Below are 15,848 nucleotides of genomic sequence, written 5' to 3'. Positions count from 1 at the left end.
GACAGAGCGCACCAGCGCGCACTTCGCGCAGTATATCGATCGAACGGAACAACCGCACCTGTCGGCGACCACGGAGAGACCGCCGGAACCGCGTCACTAGATCGCTACAGTTGGGGCATGTCCAAAGCGAAGCGGGTGACCATCACGGACATCGCCCGGCTGGCGGGGGTGTCGCCGGGAGCGGTGTCCTTCGCGCTCAACGGACGTCCGGGGGTGAGCGAGCAGACGCGGCAGCGCATCCTCGACATCGCCGAGGAGCACCAGTGGCTCCCGAGCTCTGCGGCGCGGGCGCTGGTCGGCTCGCGCGCCGGCGTCATCGGCTTCGCGGTCAACCGCTCCGCCGGGACGCTCGGCGCCGAGGCGTTCTTCACCGATCTCATCGCGGGCGTGCAGTCGGCGTTGGCCGAGCACCGCATCGCGATGCAGATGGTGCTCGTGGCGTCGGTGGAGGACGAGGTCGCGACCTATCGGCGCTGGCGCAGCTCGCACCAGGTCGACGGCGTCATCGTGATCGACCCGCGCGACGACGACCCGCGCCTCCCCGTGCTCCGCGACCTGGGGCTGCCGGCGATCGTGATCGGCAGCGACGCCTCGGAGGAGGGGCATCCCGCCACCATGTGGCTCGACGACAGCCAGGTCGCGCATTCGCTCTTCGACTACCTCGTCGCGATCGGCCACCGCTCGGTCGTCTACGTCGCGGGCCCCGCCGAGTTCCAGCACACCCGCCTCCGCACCGACGTCCTCACCGGCCTGGAATCACGGGGGATCACCGGGGAGACCATCGCGACCGACTTCTCGCCCGCCGCCGCGTCCGCCACCATGCGGCGTCTGCTCAGCCGGGCCGACCGGCCGACGGCCGTGGTCTTCGACAACGACGTGATGGCGATCGCCGGTCTCCGGGTCGCCCAGGAGATGGGCCTGTCCGTGCCGGCCGACATCTCCATCGCCTCCTTCGACGACTCGGTCGTCGCGGGCCTCGTGCATCCGTCCATCACCTGCATCACGCGTGACACGTTCGCGCTGGGGGCGGATGCCGCGGCGTTCCTGCTCGAGCAGATCGAGGCGCCGGAGCCGCTGCCCGACCGCGGCGCCCCGGTCCCGCAGCTCACCGTGCGCGAGAGCACCGCCGCCCCGCGCTGACGGCCGTGCTCGCGCGGCGGCGTCAGACGACGGTGTTCCGCGAGGCGTACTCGGTGCGCTCGACGACCGGACGGACGAGCTCCGTGATGCCGCGTGCGGCCAGGACCTCGGGCTTCGCGGCGTCGATCGACGTGACGATCGCCGGATCCGCGCCGGCCTCGCAGGCGTCGACCCAGGCCTGGAAGATCGTGCCGCCGGGGCTCATGGCCCCGCGACTGATCGGCGTCTCGGCCTCGTCCACCTCGACGACGATCCCGAGGGTGCGGGCCGGGGCGGGCCGGCGCTCGCGCAGCTCGGGGATCAGCTCGGCGAAACGACGGCCGATCGGCTTGGCCTCGCCGTTCTGGTCGACGAGGCCGAGCGTGTACTCGAGCTCCGGGAAGTCGGCGAGGCTGCGGCTCACGTCGTGCGAGCACCACCAGGTCACACCCCAGAGGTTCTCGGTGCGGGCGACCGAGCGCAGCGTCGCCTCGAGGAAGTCGGGGGTCTGCTCGGGCGTCAGGCAGTTCGACGGGGCGCCGACCTCCTGCAGCCAGATGGGCTTCGCGGGATCGGTGGCGAACCCGCGCGCGAGCTCGATCATGTACTCGGCGTGCCGGTCCGACGCGACCGAACGCCCGCCGTACTTCTGCGCGGTGCCGTTGAAGATCCACGAGTGCACCGTCGTGATGTCGCCGAGCCGGGAGGCGAGCGCGGGCGTGAAGCCGTGGCCGTCCATGTACCAGGCGGCGTCGTACTCGCTGTGCACGTGCTGCTGCGCGGGGGCGGCGGTGTGCGCGGCGTCCAGCAGCGTCGTGATCCAGTTCGCGGCCTCGGCCTCGGTGACCGGCCACGGGGAGGGGTGCGTCTGCGCCGAGAACTGGTTGGTCTCGTTGCCGAGCGTGAAGCCGAGGAAGTTCGAGGCGCCGCCCAGGCGCTCGCCGAGCCGGGTCACGAGCTCCGCCTGGCCGCTGAGGGCGTCGGGGTGCGTGAACATGTTCTTGTCGTGCCAGGTGAACAGCCAGGACGGGATGAAGTCGAAGCTCGACAGGTGCCCCTGGATCACGTCGACGCTGGCATCGAGTCCGAACTCCGCCGCGACGTCGACCACTGCGCGCACATCGTCGACCGCCTCTTCGCGGATCAGCGTGCGGTTCGGCTGCAGCACCGTCCACAGCGGGAAGATGCGCAGGTGGTCGAGGCCGAGCTCGGCGAGCGCACCGAAGTCGCGGCGCACCTCGTCGAGGTCCAGCGACATCCAGGCGTGCATCCACTGCGAGCGCGGCGTGTAGTTGGCGCCGAAGCGCAGGGGAACGTTGGTGGGGGTGGGCATCGCTGTCCTTTCCGGGATCGGCAGGGGGGTGAGGCCTCGCGGAGGTGGACGCCTCGAACGCCGATGTGTCATGCTATGGTCACTATATCGTTTTAGTAGAGGTTGCCACAGCGACTCGACACGAGACGCCGCACCCTGGATCACTTCGAAGGAGAATGTCCATGAAGTTCCGCACCACTGTCGCCGCAGGCATCGCGGTCGCCACTGCCTTCGCGCTCACCGCCTGCACGGGCGGAGCCACGACCTCCGGCGGATCCGCCGCCGACGGCGAGATCGGGGGCGAGATCACCTTCCAGACCTGGTCGCTCAAGAACGACAAGTTCACGCCCTACTTCGAGGGCGTCGTCGCCGCGTTCGAGAAGGAGAACCCGGGCACCACGGTGAAGTGGATCGACCAGCCGGCCGACGGCTACGAGGACAAGATCCTCCAGCAAGCCGAGTCCGGCGAGCTGCCCGACGTCATCAACCTCCCGCCCGAATACGCGTACTCGCTCGCCTCCGCCGGTCAGCTGCTCGACCTCGGCAGCGCATCGAAGGTCATCGACGACTACGTCGACGGCGGCGTCGCGGCGTACACCTACGACGGCATCGACGGCTCGTTCGGCTTCCCTTGGTACCTCGGCACCGAGCTCAACTACTGGAACAAGGCGCTGCTCGCGAAGGGCGGCGTCACCGAGACGCCGCAGACGTTCGAGGAGACGATGGACGCGGCCGAGAAGCTCGCCGCCGCCGGCATCCAGACCATCTCCGATGTGCCGAGCCCCAAGTCGCTCCAGATCATGGTGTCCGACGGTGGTGGCACGCAGGACGTGTACAAGGCCGGGAAGTTCGTCTTCAACACGCCCGAGGCCGTCGCGATCGTCGAGCGCTACGCCGAGCTCTACAAGGCCGGTGCGATCTCGCCGGAGGCGCTGCAGAACGCCGGAACGGCGAACGCCAACATCAACAACTTCAACAAGGGCACCGTCGCCTGGGCGACCGCCGGGCCGAACTACATCGACAAGGACATCGCGGTCAACGCACCGACGCTCCTCCCCGACGTCGACGTGACCAACGGCTTCGGCAACCCGCCGCTGTTCGTGCAGGGCATCAGCGTCTCGGCGAACTCCGACAACGCGGCCACCGCGCTCGCCTTCTCCGAGTTCCTCACGAACACCGACAACCAGATCGAGTTCGTCAAGCTCGCCACCGGGTTCTTCCCGGGCACCAAGGCCGCGAACGAAGACCCGTCGGTGTTCGCGGAGACCGCCCAGAACGAGATGCAGGCCACGGCCAACGACCTCGCCGCCTCGCAGATGAACGACGCGCGGATGCTCGGCGCACCGCAGTTCACCGAGGCGATGGAGACGTACGCCAAGCAGCAGATCGCGCTCGCGGTCAAGGGGGACATCTCGGCGAAGGACGCTCTGGACAAGGCCGTCGAGTACGCGGAGCAGAACGTCGTCGGCTGAGCCGGCGACGACGAGATGAAGGGGGTGGACGCCTCATGAGACGACAGCGCTGGTACACGCCGTACCTGCTCGTGCTTCCCGGTGTGATCTGGGTGTTCGTGTTCGCCCTCTGGCCGTTCCTGAACACGATCGCGCTCGCGTTCACGGATGCCCGCCCCCTTCGTCCCGCCCAGTTCGTCGGGCTCGACAACTTCGAGAAGATGCTCGGCGACGACCGGTTCGGCTACGCGCTGACGACGTCGCTCGTCTACGTGGTGGTGTGCGTGCCGCTGCTCACCTTCCTGCCCCTCCTGCTGGCCCTCCTCGTGCACAGCAAGATCCCGGCGATCGGTTTCTTCCGGACCACGTTCTACTTCCCCGTCATCGCCTCGGCGGTCGTCGTGGCCATCGTGTGGGAGTTCCTCTTCTCCGGCAGCGGCACGATCAACTCGGCGCTGAGCTTCTTCGGGCTGATCGATCGCCCGGTGGAGTTCCTCTCCGACCGCTGGCTCCTGATCGGCTGCGCCATCGGCCTCACGGTGTGGAAGGGGCTCGGCTACTACATGGTCGTGTACCTCGCCGCCCTCGGGAACGTCGGCCGTGAGCTGCACGAGGCCGCGGCCATGGACGGTGCCGGCCGCTGGCGCCGCTTCTGGTCGGTCACCGTGCCCGGTGTGCGCGGCCCGATGATGCTCGTCTCGGTGCTGGTGTGCGTCGGCGCGATGCGCGTGTTCACGGAGCTGTACGTGCTCTCCAACGGCTCCGGCGGCCCCGGGGGTCAGGCCATGAGCATGGTGATGCTCATCCAGTCCATGGGCAAGGGGCTCAACGGCCAGGTCGGCTACGCATCCGCGATCTCGCTGGTGCTGTTCCTGCTGACGCTCGTCCCGCTGGCGATCGTGGGCATCGCCAACAACAGCGACACGATCAAGGAGGCCCTCGCCGGACGGCGTGCGGCCCGGGACGCGAAACTCGCGCGGATCGCCGCCGCAGAGGAGGCCCTGCGATGACCGTGACGCAGACCGAGGCGCACGTGACGCAGCGGACCGAGGACGGCACCGGACGCCCGCGCCGCGACCGGCCGTACCGCACGCGCGGATCCGCCGACATCATGAAGCCGTCGCTCGGCGGGCTCATCGGCAAGTACGCGCTGCTGCTCGGCGTGCTCGCCATCATGGTGTTCCCGTTCCTGTGGCAGATGTCGACGTCGTTCAAGGGGGCGACCGAGAACATCTACGACTTCCCGCCGTCGCTGCTCCCGCAGGCGCCGACGCTCGACAACTACGCCGAGGTGTTCCGCACGATCCCGGTCCTCGACTACGCGTGGCACTCCCTGCTCGTCGGGGTCGGCACGGTGCTCACGAACGTGGTGTTCGCCACGATCGGCGGCTACGCGCTCGGAACCATGAAGTTCCGCGGCAAGTGGATCGTGCTCGCGATCTTCTTCTCCACCCTGCTGCTCCCCGGCGAGGTCACGCTGACCAGCCAGTACCTCACGATCAAGTCGCTCGGACTCGCGAACACCCTGTGGGGCGTCTTCCTCCCCGGCGCGATCGCGGCGATCAACGTGCTGCTCATGATGGCCGCCTGCCGCATGATCCCGCCGGACACCCTGGACGCCGCGACGATCGACGGCGCCAACACGATGCAGCGGCTGCGCCACATCGTCTGGCCCAACGTGCGCGGCATGGTGTCGGTGGTCGCCCTGTTCGCCTTCATCGGCGCGTGGGACGACTTCCTGTGGCCCCTCGTCGTGCTGTCCGATCCCGCGAACTACACGCTGACGGTCGGCATGCAGTATCTGAGCTCGAGCTTCGCGGCCAATCCCCGGGTGATCGCCGCGGGGACGATGATCGCGCTGGTCCCGATCATCGTGCTGTTCGCGGTGCTGCAGAAGCAGTTCTTCAAGGGCGTCGAAGAGGGAAGCGTCAAGGGGTGACCGCGATTCCGGATGCTGCCGCGCAGGCGGTGCGGTGGCTGGCGATCCCGCAGCCGACGGCCCTCGATCTCCGCGCCGACATGTGGCGCCCCGCGTCGGTGTGCGTCCTCGCGGAGGAGCACGCGTTCGCGCGGGAGGCCATCCGGCTCCAGGGCGAGCTCGCCGCGTGCGGGATCCCCTACGGCGACGACGCGGTCATCCGGCTGCGGCGGGACGACCAGACCGGGGAGTCCTTCGCCATCGACGTCGCCGCCGACATCGAGGTGCGGGCGGGGCGTGCGGACGGAGTGTTCCGGGCGACCCGACAGCTGCTGCACAACCTGCGGGCGCAGGACGGGATCCCACAGGGGCGGGTCTCCTCCGCACCCGCGGTCGCCGAGCGCGGGTTCCACCTCGACGCCGCCCGCAAGCACTTCCCGGCCGCGTGGATCATCCAACTGCTGCACGCGCTCGCCGACGTCGGCATCACCACGTTCCAGTGGCACCTGTCCGAGAACGAGGGGTTCCGGATCGGCTCCGACGCCTTTCCCGAGGTGGTCTCGGACGCCCACGTCACCCGCACCGAGGCGATCGAGATCGCGGATGCCGCGGCCGACCTGCACATCGACCTGGTGCCCTCGCTCGACATGCCGGGGCACCTCCGCCACGTGCTCTCCGTGCATCCGGAGCACCGGCTCGCCGACGCCGGCGGCCTGCCGACCGAGCATGCCCTCGACATCACCAGTGCAGCGGCGAGCGTTTTCGCGCGAGCGCTGATCGACGACGTCGCCGAGCTGTTCCCCCGCAGCAGGCGCTGGCACCTCGGTGGAGACGAGTTCGTCGACTTCGCGCGGATCGACGAGTATCCCGCGCTCGCCTCCGCGGCTCGGGATCGCCACGGTCCGCGGGCGACCGGATTCGACCTGCTGACGGGGTTCGTGAACGAGATCGCCGCCCACCTCCGCGCGCGAGGACTCGCCCCGCGGGCCTGGAACGACGGGATGCTGCGCAGCGAGGCGGTCGCGCTCGCCGCCGACGTCACGCTCACGTGGTGGACGAACTGGCACCCGCAGATGCGACCGCTCTCGGAGGCGGTCGATGCCGGGCATCCGCTCGTGAACTTCCACGACGGGCTCTTCTACTACGTCCTCGGCGAGAAGGCCGGCTACACCTATCCGACGAGCGCGCGCATCTGGGAAGCCGACTGGCACCCCGGGCTGTTCCCGACGCTGCCGGGCGGGATCCGGCAGGAGATCGCGGCGCCCTATCCGTCCGCGCTCCTCGGCACCTCGTTCTCCGTCTGGTCGGACGACCCGGCCGCGCAGACGCCCGACGAGGTCATCGCCGGCATCCGTCGACCGCTGCGGGCCATGGCCGAGCGCGCCTGGAACGGCGGGAGCGTGCTCTCGCATGACGACTTCTGCGCGATCGACGCCGCCATCGGTGTCGCGACCGGACCGCGGCGATCACGCGGGTAGCGTCGACCCCGACTGCGCCGAACACAGCCCTGACCCCATGACCACCCACCGTCGAGCCCGGAGACCCACCCATGCATGACGACACCTCGCTCACCGTCGGCCGCGTCAAGCGCGTGCTCGAGGAGCGCATCCGCCCGGCCATCCACTCGGCCTCCGTGCCGCTGGACGTCGAGATCCATGAACTCCCCGGCGAGCCGATCGCCCCGGCCGAGGGCCTCGCGCTCGACTACGCGCCCGGCGTCGTCGGTGCGCCCTGGGGGCCGGCCTGGGGGACCACCTGGTTCAAGCTCACTGGACGCGTGCCCGCCGGGTGGGCGGGACGCCGCGTCGAGGCGCTCATCGACCTCGGCTTCGACGTGAACATGACGGGCTTCCAGTGCGAGGCCCTGGCGTACCGCGCCGGCGACGCGGGGTCCGACCCGATCCCGGTGAAGAGCATCAACCCGCGCAACCAGTGGGTCCCGATCACCGAGACGGCCGCGGGCGACGAGCCCGTGGAGCTGTACCTCGAAGCGGCATCCAACCCGGTGCTCCTGGACTACCACCCCTTCCTGCCGACGCAGGAGGGTGACATCCTCACCTCCTCGAAGGAGCCGCTCTACCGCGCGCGGCGGATGGACCTGGCCGTGTTCGAGCCGGAGGTCTTCGACCTGTCGCTCGACCTGGAGGTGCTGTTCGAGCTGCAGGCCGAGCTGCCGGCGACCTCCCCGCGGCGCATGCGCATCCTGCAGGCCATGGACGACGCGCTCGACGTGCTCGACCTGCAGCGCATCGTGGAGACGGCCCCCGACGCCCGCGCCCGCCTCGCCGACGTGCTGGCCGCTCCGGCCGAGGCGAGCGCGCACCGGATCTCGGCCGTCGGCCACGCGCACATCGACTCCGCGTGGCTGTGGCCCGTGCGCGAGACGATTCGCAAGGTCGCGCGCACCACCTCCTCGATGACGACGCTCATCGAGGAGCAGCCCGAGTTCCAGTACGGCATGTCCAGCGCGCAGCAGTACGCCTGGATCAAGGAGCACCGCCCCGAGGTGTGGGAGCGGGTCAAGGCTGCCGTCGCCGCCGGGCGCTTCCTGCCGCTCGGCGGGATGTGGGTCGAGTCCGACACCGTCATGCCGACGGGGGAGTCGCTCGTGCGGCAGTTCTCGCACGGGCAGCGCTTCTTCGAGCGCGAGTTCGGCATCCGCTCGAAGGGCGTGTGGCTGCCGGACAGCTTCGGCTACTCGCCGGCTCTGCCGCAGCTGATGCGCCGTGCCGGGTTCGAATGGTTCTTCACGCAGAAGATCTCGTGGAACCAGCAGAACGTCTTCCCGCACCACTCCTTCCTGTGGGAGGGCATCGACGGCTCGCAGGTGTTCACGCACTTCCCGTCGATGGACACCTACAACTCGCAGCTGAGCGGCATGGAGGTCGCCAAGGCGTCGCGGCAGTTCAAGGAGAACCGCCTCAGCTCGCGCTCGATCGCTCCGGTCGGCTGGGGTGACGGCGGCGGTGGCACGACCCGCGAGATGACCGGCAAGGCCGAGCGTCTGCGCGACCTCGAGGGCAGCGCGCAGGTGGTGTGGGAGCACCCGGACGTCTTCTTCGACGCCGCCAAGGCCGAGCTGCCGCATCCGGCCGTGTGGGTCGGCGAGCTCTACCTCGAGCTGCACCGCGGCACGCTCACGAGCCAGCACGCCACCAAGGCGCTGCACCGCTGGGCCGAGCACGCGCTGATCGAGGCCGAGCTGTGGGCCGCGACCGATGCCGTGCGCACCGGCGCCGCCTACCCGCAGGCCGAGTTCGACCGGCTGTGGCAGGCGGTGCTGCTACACGAGTTCCACGACATCCTGCCCGGCACCTCGATCGCGTGGGTGCATCGGGAGGCGGTCGAGGTGCTGTCGGATGTGCTGTCGGATGCCGAGGACATCGCGGGGGCCGCCCGCCGCTCGCTCGCGGGTGAAGGTGGCCGGAAGCTGCAGTTCGAGCCGACGTCCGTCGGACGCGGACGTGCCCTCGGGGCGGCCTTCGTGGGTGAGTCCACGGCGACTCCGGTGTCACTGAAAGAAGAGGACGGCGGCTGGCGACTGGAGAACGAGCTCGTCTCGGTGCTGGTCTCGGCCGAGGGGCTCATCGTCTCGGCGGTCGACAAGGCCACCGGCCGCGACGCCGTCGCACCGGGCAAGGCCGCGAACCTGTTCCAGCTGCACCAGGACTTCCCGAACATGTGGGACGCGTGGGACATCGATCGCTACTACCGCAACAGCGTCGAAGACCTCACCGCGGTGTCGTCGATCGAGGCATCGGTGGTCGGCGCGTCGGCCCGCATCGTGGTCGTCCGTCCGTTCTCGGAGTCGACCATCGAGCAGATGATCATCCTCATGCCGGGCTCCCGGACCGTGCTGCTGCGCAACGAGGTCGACTGGCACGAGACCGAGAAGCTGCTCAAGCTCGCCTTCCCGCTCGACATCCAGGCCACGCACACCGAGGCCGAGACGCAGTTCGGGTTCCAGTCCCGCGTGACGCACACGAACACCAGCTGGGAGGCGGCGAAGTTCGAGACCTCGATGCACCGCTTCGTGCTGGTGCGCGAGCAGGACTTCGGTGCCGCTCTCGTGAACGACTCGATCTACGGCTACGACACCTCGCGCGAGGTGTCGGACGACGCGGTCACGACGACCGTGCGTCTGTCGCTGCTGCGCGCTCCGCGGTTCCCCGACCCCGACACCGACCACGGCCACCACGAGATCGAGGTCGGCTTCGTGATCGGAGCGGATGCCGCGATCGCCACGGCCGAGGGCATCCGGATCAACGCCCTGCCGACGGTCATGAGCGGTGCACGCGAGGTCGAGCCGCTGGTGTCCGTGCAGGGCGAGGGGATCGTGGTGTCGGCGGTCAAGCTCGCCGACGACGGCTCCGGCGACGTGATCGTGCGCGTGTACGAGGCGCTCGGACGGCGTGCCGTCGGCGAGCTGACGGTCGGCTTCGAGCACCGCGAGGTGCGCGAGGTCAGCCTGATCGAGGACGACATCGAGGAGGCGCGCCGGGGCGGCGAGCTGAAGCTGCGGCCGTTCGAGGTGCGGACGCTGCGCATCACGCGCTGAGGGACGCGCGGAACGCCGCGTGGTCGGCCGACGACACCGCGGCGTACGCGCGCGCCCATTCGAGAAGGGCCCGGCCGAGCACCCGTCCGCTGCCGACGTAGCCCGCGACCTCCGTCGCGGTGAGCGACTGGCTGTGTGCGCGGGCGATGGTCGCGGCGCAGGCCTGCCCGTACGTGATGAACGGACCGTCGTCGAGCTCCTCGACGTCGATGCTGCCCTTCATGTCGTGGAACTGCCGCACGTAGAAGTCGGCGTTCGCGTTGCGCATGTGGCCGAGGAAGGGGTCGGAAAGCGCCTGCATGATGCGCTGCATCGCCACCACGCGCGCCCCTTCGCCGCCGGCGTCGATCGCCTCGCGCAGAGTGGCCGGCTGCGGGATACGTCCGTACTCGGCGAGCACGCTCCGCGAGGCCTGCTTGGGTTGCATCAGGACCGCACTGCCCTCGCCGTCCTGGAAGAGCACGAGATAGCAGCGGGTGCCCACGCTGCCCACGCCGACCACGCGCCGGGCGACGTCGCTCACGGTGAAGTGCTCGAACAGCAGAGCCACGTCCGGGCTCGTGGTGCGCCGGTACTGTGCGAGCAGATCCTGCACGTCGTCGAGGACCGCGGGGCCGACGGGCGAGGTGGTCGGCTCCTCATGCCGGAACCGGCGCCGACCGTCCGCGTCCTCCTCGGTGAGGCGGCGCACCGCGCGCTCGCCGGTGCGCCGCTCGGCCTGTTTCACGGCGCTGCGGATGGCTTTCTGGGAGGCCTTGTCGAGCATGGCCCGTGCGGACGCGACGTCGAAGTGCGTGAAGTAGCGAGCGGTGGGGCTCAGCTCGGTCGCCCGCGCGATGCCGCGCGCGTATCCTGCGACGGCCGCGAGGACGGCGGCGTCGATGACCTCGTCGCTGCGCCCGCCGGCCTGCCCGCCGATGACGATGCTCGCGACCAGGCGCTTCACGTCCCACTCCCACGGCGCCCACGCGGCCTCGTCGAAGTCGTTGAGATCGAACATGAGCCTGCGCTCGGCGGAGGCATAGAAGCCGAAGTTCGACACGTGCGCGTCACCGCACGAGGCGACGAGGATGCCGCTGTGCGGAGCATCCGCGAGGTCGGCGGCCATCAGTGCCGCGGTGCCGCGGTAGAACGCGAAGGGGCTGGCGGACATCCGCTCCGCGCGCAGCGGCAGCAGCTCGGGGATGCGGGAACGGTTCTGACGGGCGAGGATCCCGAGCGGATCTCGCTGCCCGGTCGCGAGGTCGGCGAGCGTGCGACGAGGGGCACGTCTGCGGGCCTCGGCCCCGCGGTCGAGGAGTTCGCGATGTGTCGGTGGGCGCGTCCAGGCCGGGAGCATGGGGCCATTGTGGCAGGAGGTCGAGTGCGCGACGATGGCGGGATGGTGAGCATCGAGGATGTGCGGGCGATCGCCCTCGCCCTCCCCGGCGCGGTGGAGGCCGTGAGCGGTCACACCGGCGCAGCGGCCTGGAGGCTCAAGAGCGGCCAGTTCGCGTGGCTGCGGGGCCCGACCGGGGCCGATCTGCGGCAGCTCGCCGAGGTCGGCCGGGACTGGCCGGAGGGGGCGGTGCTCGCGGTGCGCGTCGCCGACGTCGGCGAGAAGGAGGCGCTGCTGGCGGCCGAGCCCGAGGCGCTGTTCTCGATCCCGCACTTCGACGGCTACCCGGGGCTGCTCGTGCGCCTCGACGTCATCGATCGCGAGCGGCTGGCGGAGCTCGTCACCGATGCCTGGCTGGTGCGGGCGCCCGCCAGGGTCGCGAAGGACTGGCTCGCGGAGCGCGGGCTGGACTGAGCATCGCCCGCGGGCGTCCGGTCGCGGGCGATGCTCATCCCGCCGCGGTCAGGAACGGGCGTGCGGCGTCGAGGAACGCCCGCGGCTCGTCGGCCCAGAGACGGATGCGCGTGACCTCGTGTTCTCCACCACGCGGAGGGAGGCCGGGAAGCCGGATCGCGAGCGGGCGCTCGAGCTCGATCTCGATGTTCGTCTCGTCCTGCATCCGTTCGGCGTACTCGGCCCCTGTGTCGGAGGGGGTCACGCGGGGCTGCTTCGGCTGGTCGATGCGCTTGGCGATCGCGACCGACGCGACCGCCTCCCAGGGAATGGGGACGTCGACCTCCAGACCGCTCCGCACGTGGATGCCGTCCGAGGCCACCGCGTGCGGTCGGAGGAGCATCGCGCAGAGCAGCCCCAGCATCCACGTCAGGCCCCAGATCCCGATGATCAGCAGCGGGATGCGCACGGCCGGCCACGGGTGCACGATCAGGTCGAGGATCGGGATCTCGACGGCGGACAGCACGATGAAGACGAACAGGATCGTCAGGATCGGCCGGTGGTAGCTGAGCCCGGTTCCGCCGGCTGGGACGGCGGGACGGCGAGCGATCGCGCGACCGATGCTGGCATAGACGCGTCCCTCGGCATGGAGCGCGCGGCGGAGTCCGCCGAGCACCCGCGCGCCTCGAGACGGCGCCGCCGCGTGGGTCCGGGTCGGGCCGGTCCGGCTCGGGTCGGTGCTCATCGTGCCGCCGCCGTCGTATCTGCCGCCGTGGGGGCCGCGGATGCGCCTGACGGATCGGACGCTTCCGCGGTCTCTGCTCCGACCGCCTGCGCCACGAGCACCTCGAGGTGGGCGGCGATCATGCCGATGCCTCTCTCGACGGCGTCGCGGTCTTCCGGCGCGACGGCCCCGACGAGGGTCGCGTTGAGTGCGGCGTGCTCGTTCTGCATCTGCGTCATCGTGGCCGCCGCCGACGGGGTCAGTTCGACCAGCACCGCGCGTCGATCGGTCGGATGCGGCGTGCGACGGACATGACCGGATGCCTCGAGCGCATCGACGAGTCCGGTGATGTTGCGCGGCGTGACCTCGCACAGGCGGGCCAGCCTCTGCTGCGTCGACGGCCCGGCATGGTGCAGCGTCCACAGCAGCTGCACACGCGCCGTGGTGAGGCCGGTGCCGGCGAACGCGCGCGCCATGTCCTTCTGGAAGAGGTCTGCGATCTGCAGCAGGCGGTCGAGGAGCAGCTGGTTCATGATTGTGATGCTACTGCATTGTTACCTCTATTCACTAATTTGTATCGCGCACGGGCGCGCGCCACTGGATCGCGTCCGAGGGGTGCACTAGAACGGGAACATGACCTCAGACGTGAGCGGTATCGGCGGCCTCTTCTTCCGCAGCAGAGATCCGGAGGCGCGGGCCGACTGGTACAAGGAGCATCTCGGGATCAGCGCCGGCCACACCGGGATCTGGCAGCAGGAGCCGGGCATGACGGTGTTCGCCCCGTTCCCCGCCGACAGCGACTACTTCGCGGCCGACCAGCAGTTCATGCTGAACCTGCGCGTGGCCGACATCGAGCAGCTCGCCGCGCGGCTGGAATCCGAGGGCATCCCGGTGGAGCGTCGGGACGAGTGGAACACCGCGGAGTACGGCACGTTCGCCCGCATCCACGATCCCGAGGGCCTCGCGATCGAGCTGTGGCAGCCGCCGGCGGAATCCGCCTGATCGGACGCCGTCCCCGCGCTCAGGCCGGATCGAGCCGCAGCACCTCGGGGGACTCCCCGCCCGCAAGGTCGTCGGCGATGCGGATGCTGCGCGCCAGCTCGTCGAGCGCTCCGATCAGCGTTCCGAACCGCTCCTTGTCGCTGCACACCGCGGTGAGCGTCACCAGATGCGTCCCGGTGTCCCAGGTGTACGTCGCGAACGGGGGCGACGACGGCGAGGGAGGCATCGGCACGAGCAGCTTCTCGCCCACGCCGAGCCGGGTGGGGAACGACTCGGTGTCGTCGTAGTCCATCGGCATCGAGGCCCGGGCGATCCGCACGTCCGGGGTCAGCACCTGCGCGGTCGCCATCGCCACGACCAGGTCGGGCTCGGCCTTCCACGTCCACACCAGCACGCGTCCGTCGGCCCGCTTCATCAGCATCGGCGCCGCCTGGCTCATCGCCCACGCGCCGAACCGCGATCCCGGGCGCTCGGTGGCGCCCACGGCGGCATTGACCTGACCGAGCAGCATCCGGATGGCGGCCTTGCGGTGTCGGCGGCCCTTCCATCCGAGCGAGTCCGTCACAGGAATCCACAGCTGGGGATCGGCGTCGGCAGTCAGTCGCATGCCTCCACGGTAACGGCTGGTGCTGGGTGATGCCGGTACGCCTCGGCCGCGCGATCAGGGCCCTCGGGTAGAGTGGCCAGCGCCCGACCAGGGCTCCTCCTTGGCCGCCACATCGTAAGGCAGCATGTCTGTGACCTCCTCCGACGATCCGATCGATCCGTCGAGCGGCCCCGCCGCCGAACCCGCACCCCGCCCGCTGAAGATCGTGATCGGCTGCGACACGTTCGCGCCCGACATCAACGGCGCCGCCCGCTTCGCCGAGCGCCTCGCCGCCGGCCTGGTGCAGCGCGGGCACGATGTGCATGTCGTCGCCCCCAACCAGGCCTACCGCCGCGCGCAGCCGCACACCGAGGTCATCGAGGGCGAGCCGATGACCCTGCACCGACTGCCGTCGGTGCGCTGGGCACCGCACGACTGGCTGCGCTTCGTGTGGCCGTGGCGCTCGAAGCCCTACGCCCGCAAGGTCATCGACCAGGTGCAGCCGGATGTCGTGCACATCCAGTCGCACATCGTGATCGGCCGCGGTCTCGCGTACGTCGCGCACGAGCGCGGCATCCCCGTCATCGCGACCAACCACGTCATGGCCGAGAACATCCTCGACCACACGACCATGCCGAAGTTCATCGACGACATGGTGCTCAAGTTCGCGTGGGCCGATGCCAAGCGCACCTTCGATCTGACGCGGGCGATCACCACGCCCACCCGCCGCGCCGCCGACTTCCTGGAGAAGACGGTCGAGGTGAAGGGTGTGATCCCGGTCAGCTGCGGCATCGATCGCACGCAGTACACCCCGGTGATCGCCCCGCGCGAGAAGAACCGCATCATCTTCGTCGGCCGCCTCACCGCCGAGAAGCAGGTCGAGGTCATCCTCAAGGCGATGACCGAGCTCGACCCCGCGCTCGAGACGACGTTCGACATCGTCGGCGGCGGCGACCAGCGCAAGCAGCTCGAGAACCTCACGACCCAGCTCGGCCTCGCGGACCGCGTCACGTTCCACGGACGCACGTCCGACGAGGAGCTCCGCGCCCTGCTGTCCCGGGCGAGCCTGTTCGTGATCGCCTCCATCGCCGAGCTGCAGTCCATCGCCACGATGGAGGCGATGGCCTCGGCCCTGCCGATCGTCGCCGCGGATGCCGTCGCCCTCCCGCACCTCGTGCACGACGGCGAGAACGGCTACCTCTTCGAGCCGGGCAACGTCACGGAGCTCGCGGCGCGCCTGACCGACGTGCTCACCGCGGAGCCCGCGGAGTACGAGCGGATGCAGCGGGCCTCGCTCGACGGTGTCGCGATCCACGACATCAACCGCACCCTCGACACGTTCGAGGCGCTGTACCGCGACGAGCCGCTGCCGGAGTAACCCGCCATGCACGGTACCCCCATCGGATC

At 70.0% G+C, this 15,848-nt stretch carries 14 protein-coding genes; 9 read left to right on the top strand and 5 right to left on the bottom strand.

Translation table 11 applies throughout. The annotated features are described in order from the left end of the window. The first annotated feature begins 117 nt into the window (after positions 1 to 117). The gene (locus MME74_RS16855; protein ID WP_267416263.1) at positions 118 to 1,140 is read left to right on the top strand and encodes a LacI family DNA-binding transcriptional regulator; all 1,023 of its coding nucleotides are present in this window, start codon (positions 118 to 120) and stop codon (positions 1,138 to 1,140) included. Between the two features lie 22 nt (positions 1,141 to 1,162). On the opposite strand, the gene MME74_RS16850 is transcribed toward MME74_RS16855, so the two are convergent. Further along, positions 1,163 to 2,452 carry a glycoside hydrolase 5 family protein gene (locus MME74_RS16850; RefSeq protein ID WP_267416262.1) on the bottom strand — a complete coding sequence of 430 codons (1,290 nt, stop codon included), beginning with the start codon at positions 2,450 to 2,452 and terminating at the stop codon, positions 1,163 to 1,165. A gap of 161 nt (positions 2,453 to 2,613) precedes the next feature. Here MME74_RS16850 and MME74_RS16845 point away from each other — a divergent pair, with 161 nt between their 5' ends. The 5 genes from MME74_RS16845 (at position 2,614) to MME74_RS16825 (ending at position 10,358) form a co-directional block, all read left to right on the top strand. Continuing rightward, positions 2,614 to 3,903, top strand: a complete 1,290-nt coding sequence (locus tag MME74_RS16845) for an ABC transporter substrate-binding protein (protein WP_267416261.1) — start codon at positions 2,614 to 2,616, stop codon at positions 3,901 to 3,903. A 35-nt stretch (positions 3,904 to 3,938) separates the two neighbouring features. Continuing rightward, a complete protein-coding gene (locus tag MME74_RS16840; RefSeq protein WP_267416260.1) occupies positions 3,939 to 4,892 on the top strand; it encodes a carbohydrate ABC transporter permease in 954 nt (317 codons plus the stop codon). Next, on the top strand, positions 4,889 to 5,821 hold the full coding sequence (locus MME74_RS16835; RefSeq protein ID WP_267416259.1) for a carbohydrate ABC transporter permease: 933 nt from the start codon (positions 4,889 to 4,891) through the stop codon (positions 5,819 to 5,821). The genes MME74_RS16840 and MME74_RS16835 overlap by 4 nt, the downstream gene beginning before the upstream one ends. Then, on the top strand, positions 5,818 to 7,278 hold the full coding sequence (locus MME74_RS16830) for a family 20 glycosylhydrolase (protein WP_267416258.1): 1,461 nt from the start codon (positions 5,818 to 5,820) through the stop codon (positions 7,276 to 7,278). Before MME74_RS16835 ends, MME74_RS16830 begins: the two co-directional genes overlap by 4 nt. Before the next feature lie 71 nt (positions 7,279 to 7,349). Then, positions 7,350 to 10,358: an alpha-mannosidase gene (locus MME74_RS16825; protein WP_267416257.1), complete on the top strand. Its 3,009-nt coding sequence runs from the start codon at positions 7,350 to 7,352 to the stop codon at positions 10,356 to 10,358. Here MME74_RS16825 and MME74_RS16820 read toward each other — a convergent pair. Next, positions 10,348 to 11,697 carry a DUF2252 domain-containing protein gene (locus MME74_RS16820; protein WP_267416255.1) on the bottom strand — a complete coding sequence of 450 codons (1,350 nt, stop codon included), beginning with the start codon at positions 11,695 to 11,697 and terminating at the stop codon, positions 10,348 to 10,350. The genes MME74_RS16825 and MME74_RS16820 overlap by 11 nt on opposite strands. Positions 11,698 to 11,739: 42 nt before the next feature. Between MME74_RS16820 and MME74_RS16815 the strand changes: the two genes are divergently transcribed. Then, on the top strand, positions 11,740 to 12,150 hold the full coding sequence (locus MME74_RS16815; protein ID WP_267416254.1) for an MmcQ/YjbR family DNA-binding protein: 411 nt from the start codon (positions 11,740 to 11,742) through the stop codon (positions 12,148 to 12,150). 34 nt (positions 12,151 to 12,184) lie between these two features. Here MME74_RS16815 and MME74_RS16810 read toward each other — a convergent pair whose 3' ends face one another. Continuing rightward, on the bottom strand, positions 12,185 to 12,874 hold the full coding sequence (locus MME74_RS16810; RefSeq protein WP_267416253.1) for a hypothetical protein: 690 nt from the start codon (positions 12,872 to 12,874) through the stop codon (positions 12,185 to 12,187). Beyond that, positions 12,871 to 13,386, bottom strand: a complete 516-nt coding sequence (locus MME74_RS16805) for a MarR family winged helix-turn-helix transcriptional regulator (protein ID WP_267416251.1) — start codon at positions 13,384 to 13,386, stop codon at positions 12,871 to 12,873. The genes MME74_RS16810 and MME74_RS16805 overlap by 4 nt, the downstream gene beginning before the upstream one ends. Positions 13,387 to 13,486: 100 nt before the next feature. Between MME74_RS16805 and MME74_RS16800 the strand changes: the two genes are divergently transcribed. Further along, entirely contained in the window at positions 13,487 to 13,855 is a 369-nt protein-coding gene (locus MME74_RS16800) for a VOC family protein (protein WP_267416249.1), read from the top strand. A 19-nt stretch (positions 13,856 to 13,874) separates the two neighbouring features. Here the strand turns inward: MME74_RS16800 and MME74_RS16795 are convergent, their stop codons facing one another. Next, positions 13,875 to 14,462 carry a hypothetical protein gene (locus MME74_RS16795; RefSeq protein WP_267416248.1) on the bottom strand — a complete coding sequence of 196 codons (588 nt, stop codon included), beginning with the start codon at positions 14,460 to 14,462 and terminating at the stop codon, positions 13,875 to 13,877. A 124-nt stretch (positions 14,463 to 14,586) separates the two neighbouring features. On the opposite strand from MME74_RS16795, the gene MME74_RS16790 reads away from it, so the two are divergent. Continuing rightward, positions 14,587 to 15,819, top strand: a complete 1,233-nt coding sequence (locus tag MME74_RS16790; RefSeq protein ID WP_267416247.1) for a glycosyltransferase — start codon at positions 14,587 to 14,589, stop codon at positions 15,817 to 15,819. Positions 15,820 to 15,848: the final 29 nt, after the last annotated feature.

Source organism: Microbacterium oxydans (genome assembly GCF_026559675.1).
In the GTDB taxonomy this organism is placed as follows: Bacteria; Actinomycetota; Actinomycetes; order Actinomycetales; family Microbacteriaceae; genus Microbacterium; species Microbacterium oxydans_D.
Note: the sequence above shows the minus strand (reverse complement) of the source record. Positions and strands in the feature narration are given on the sequence as shown.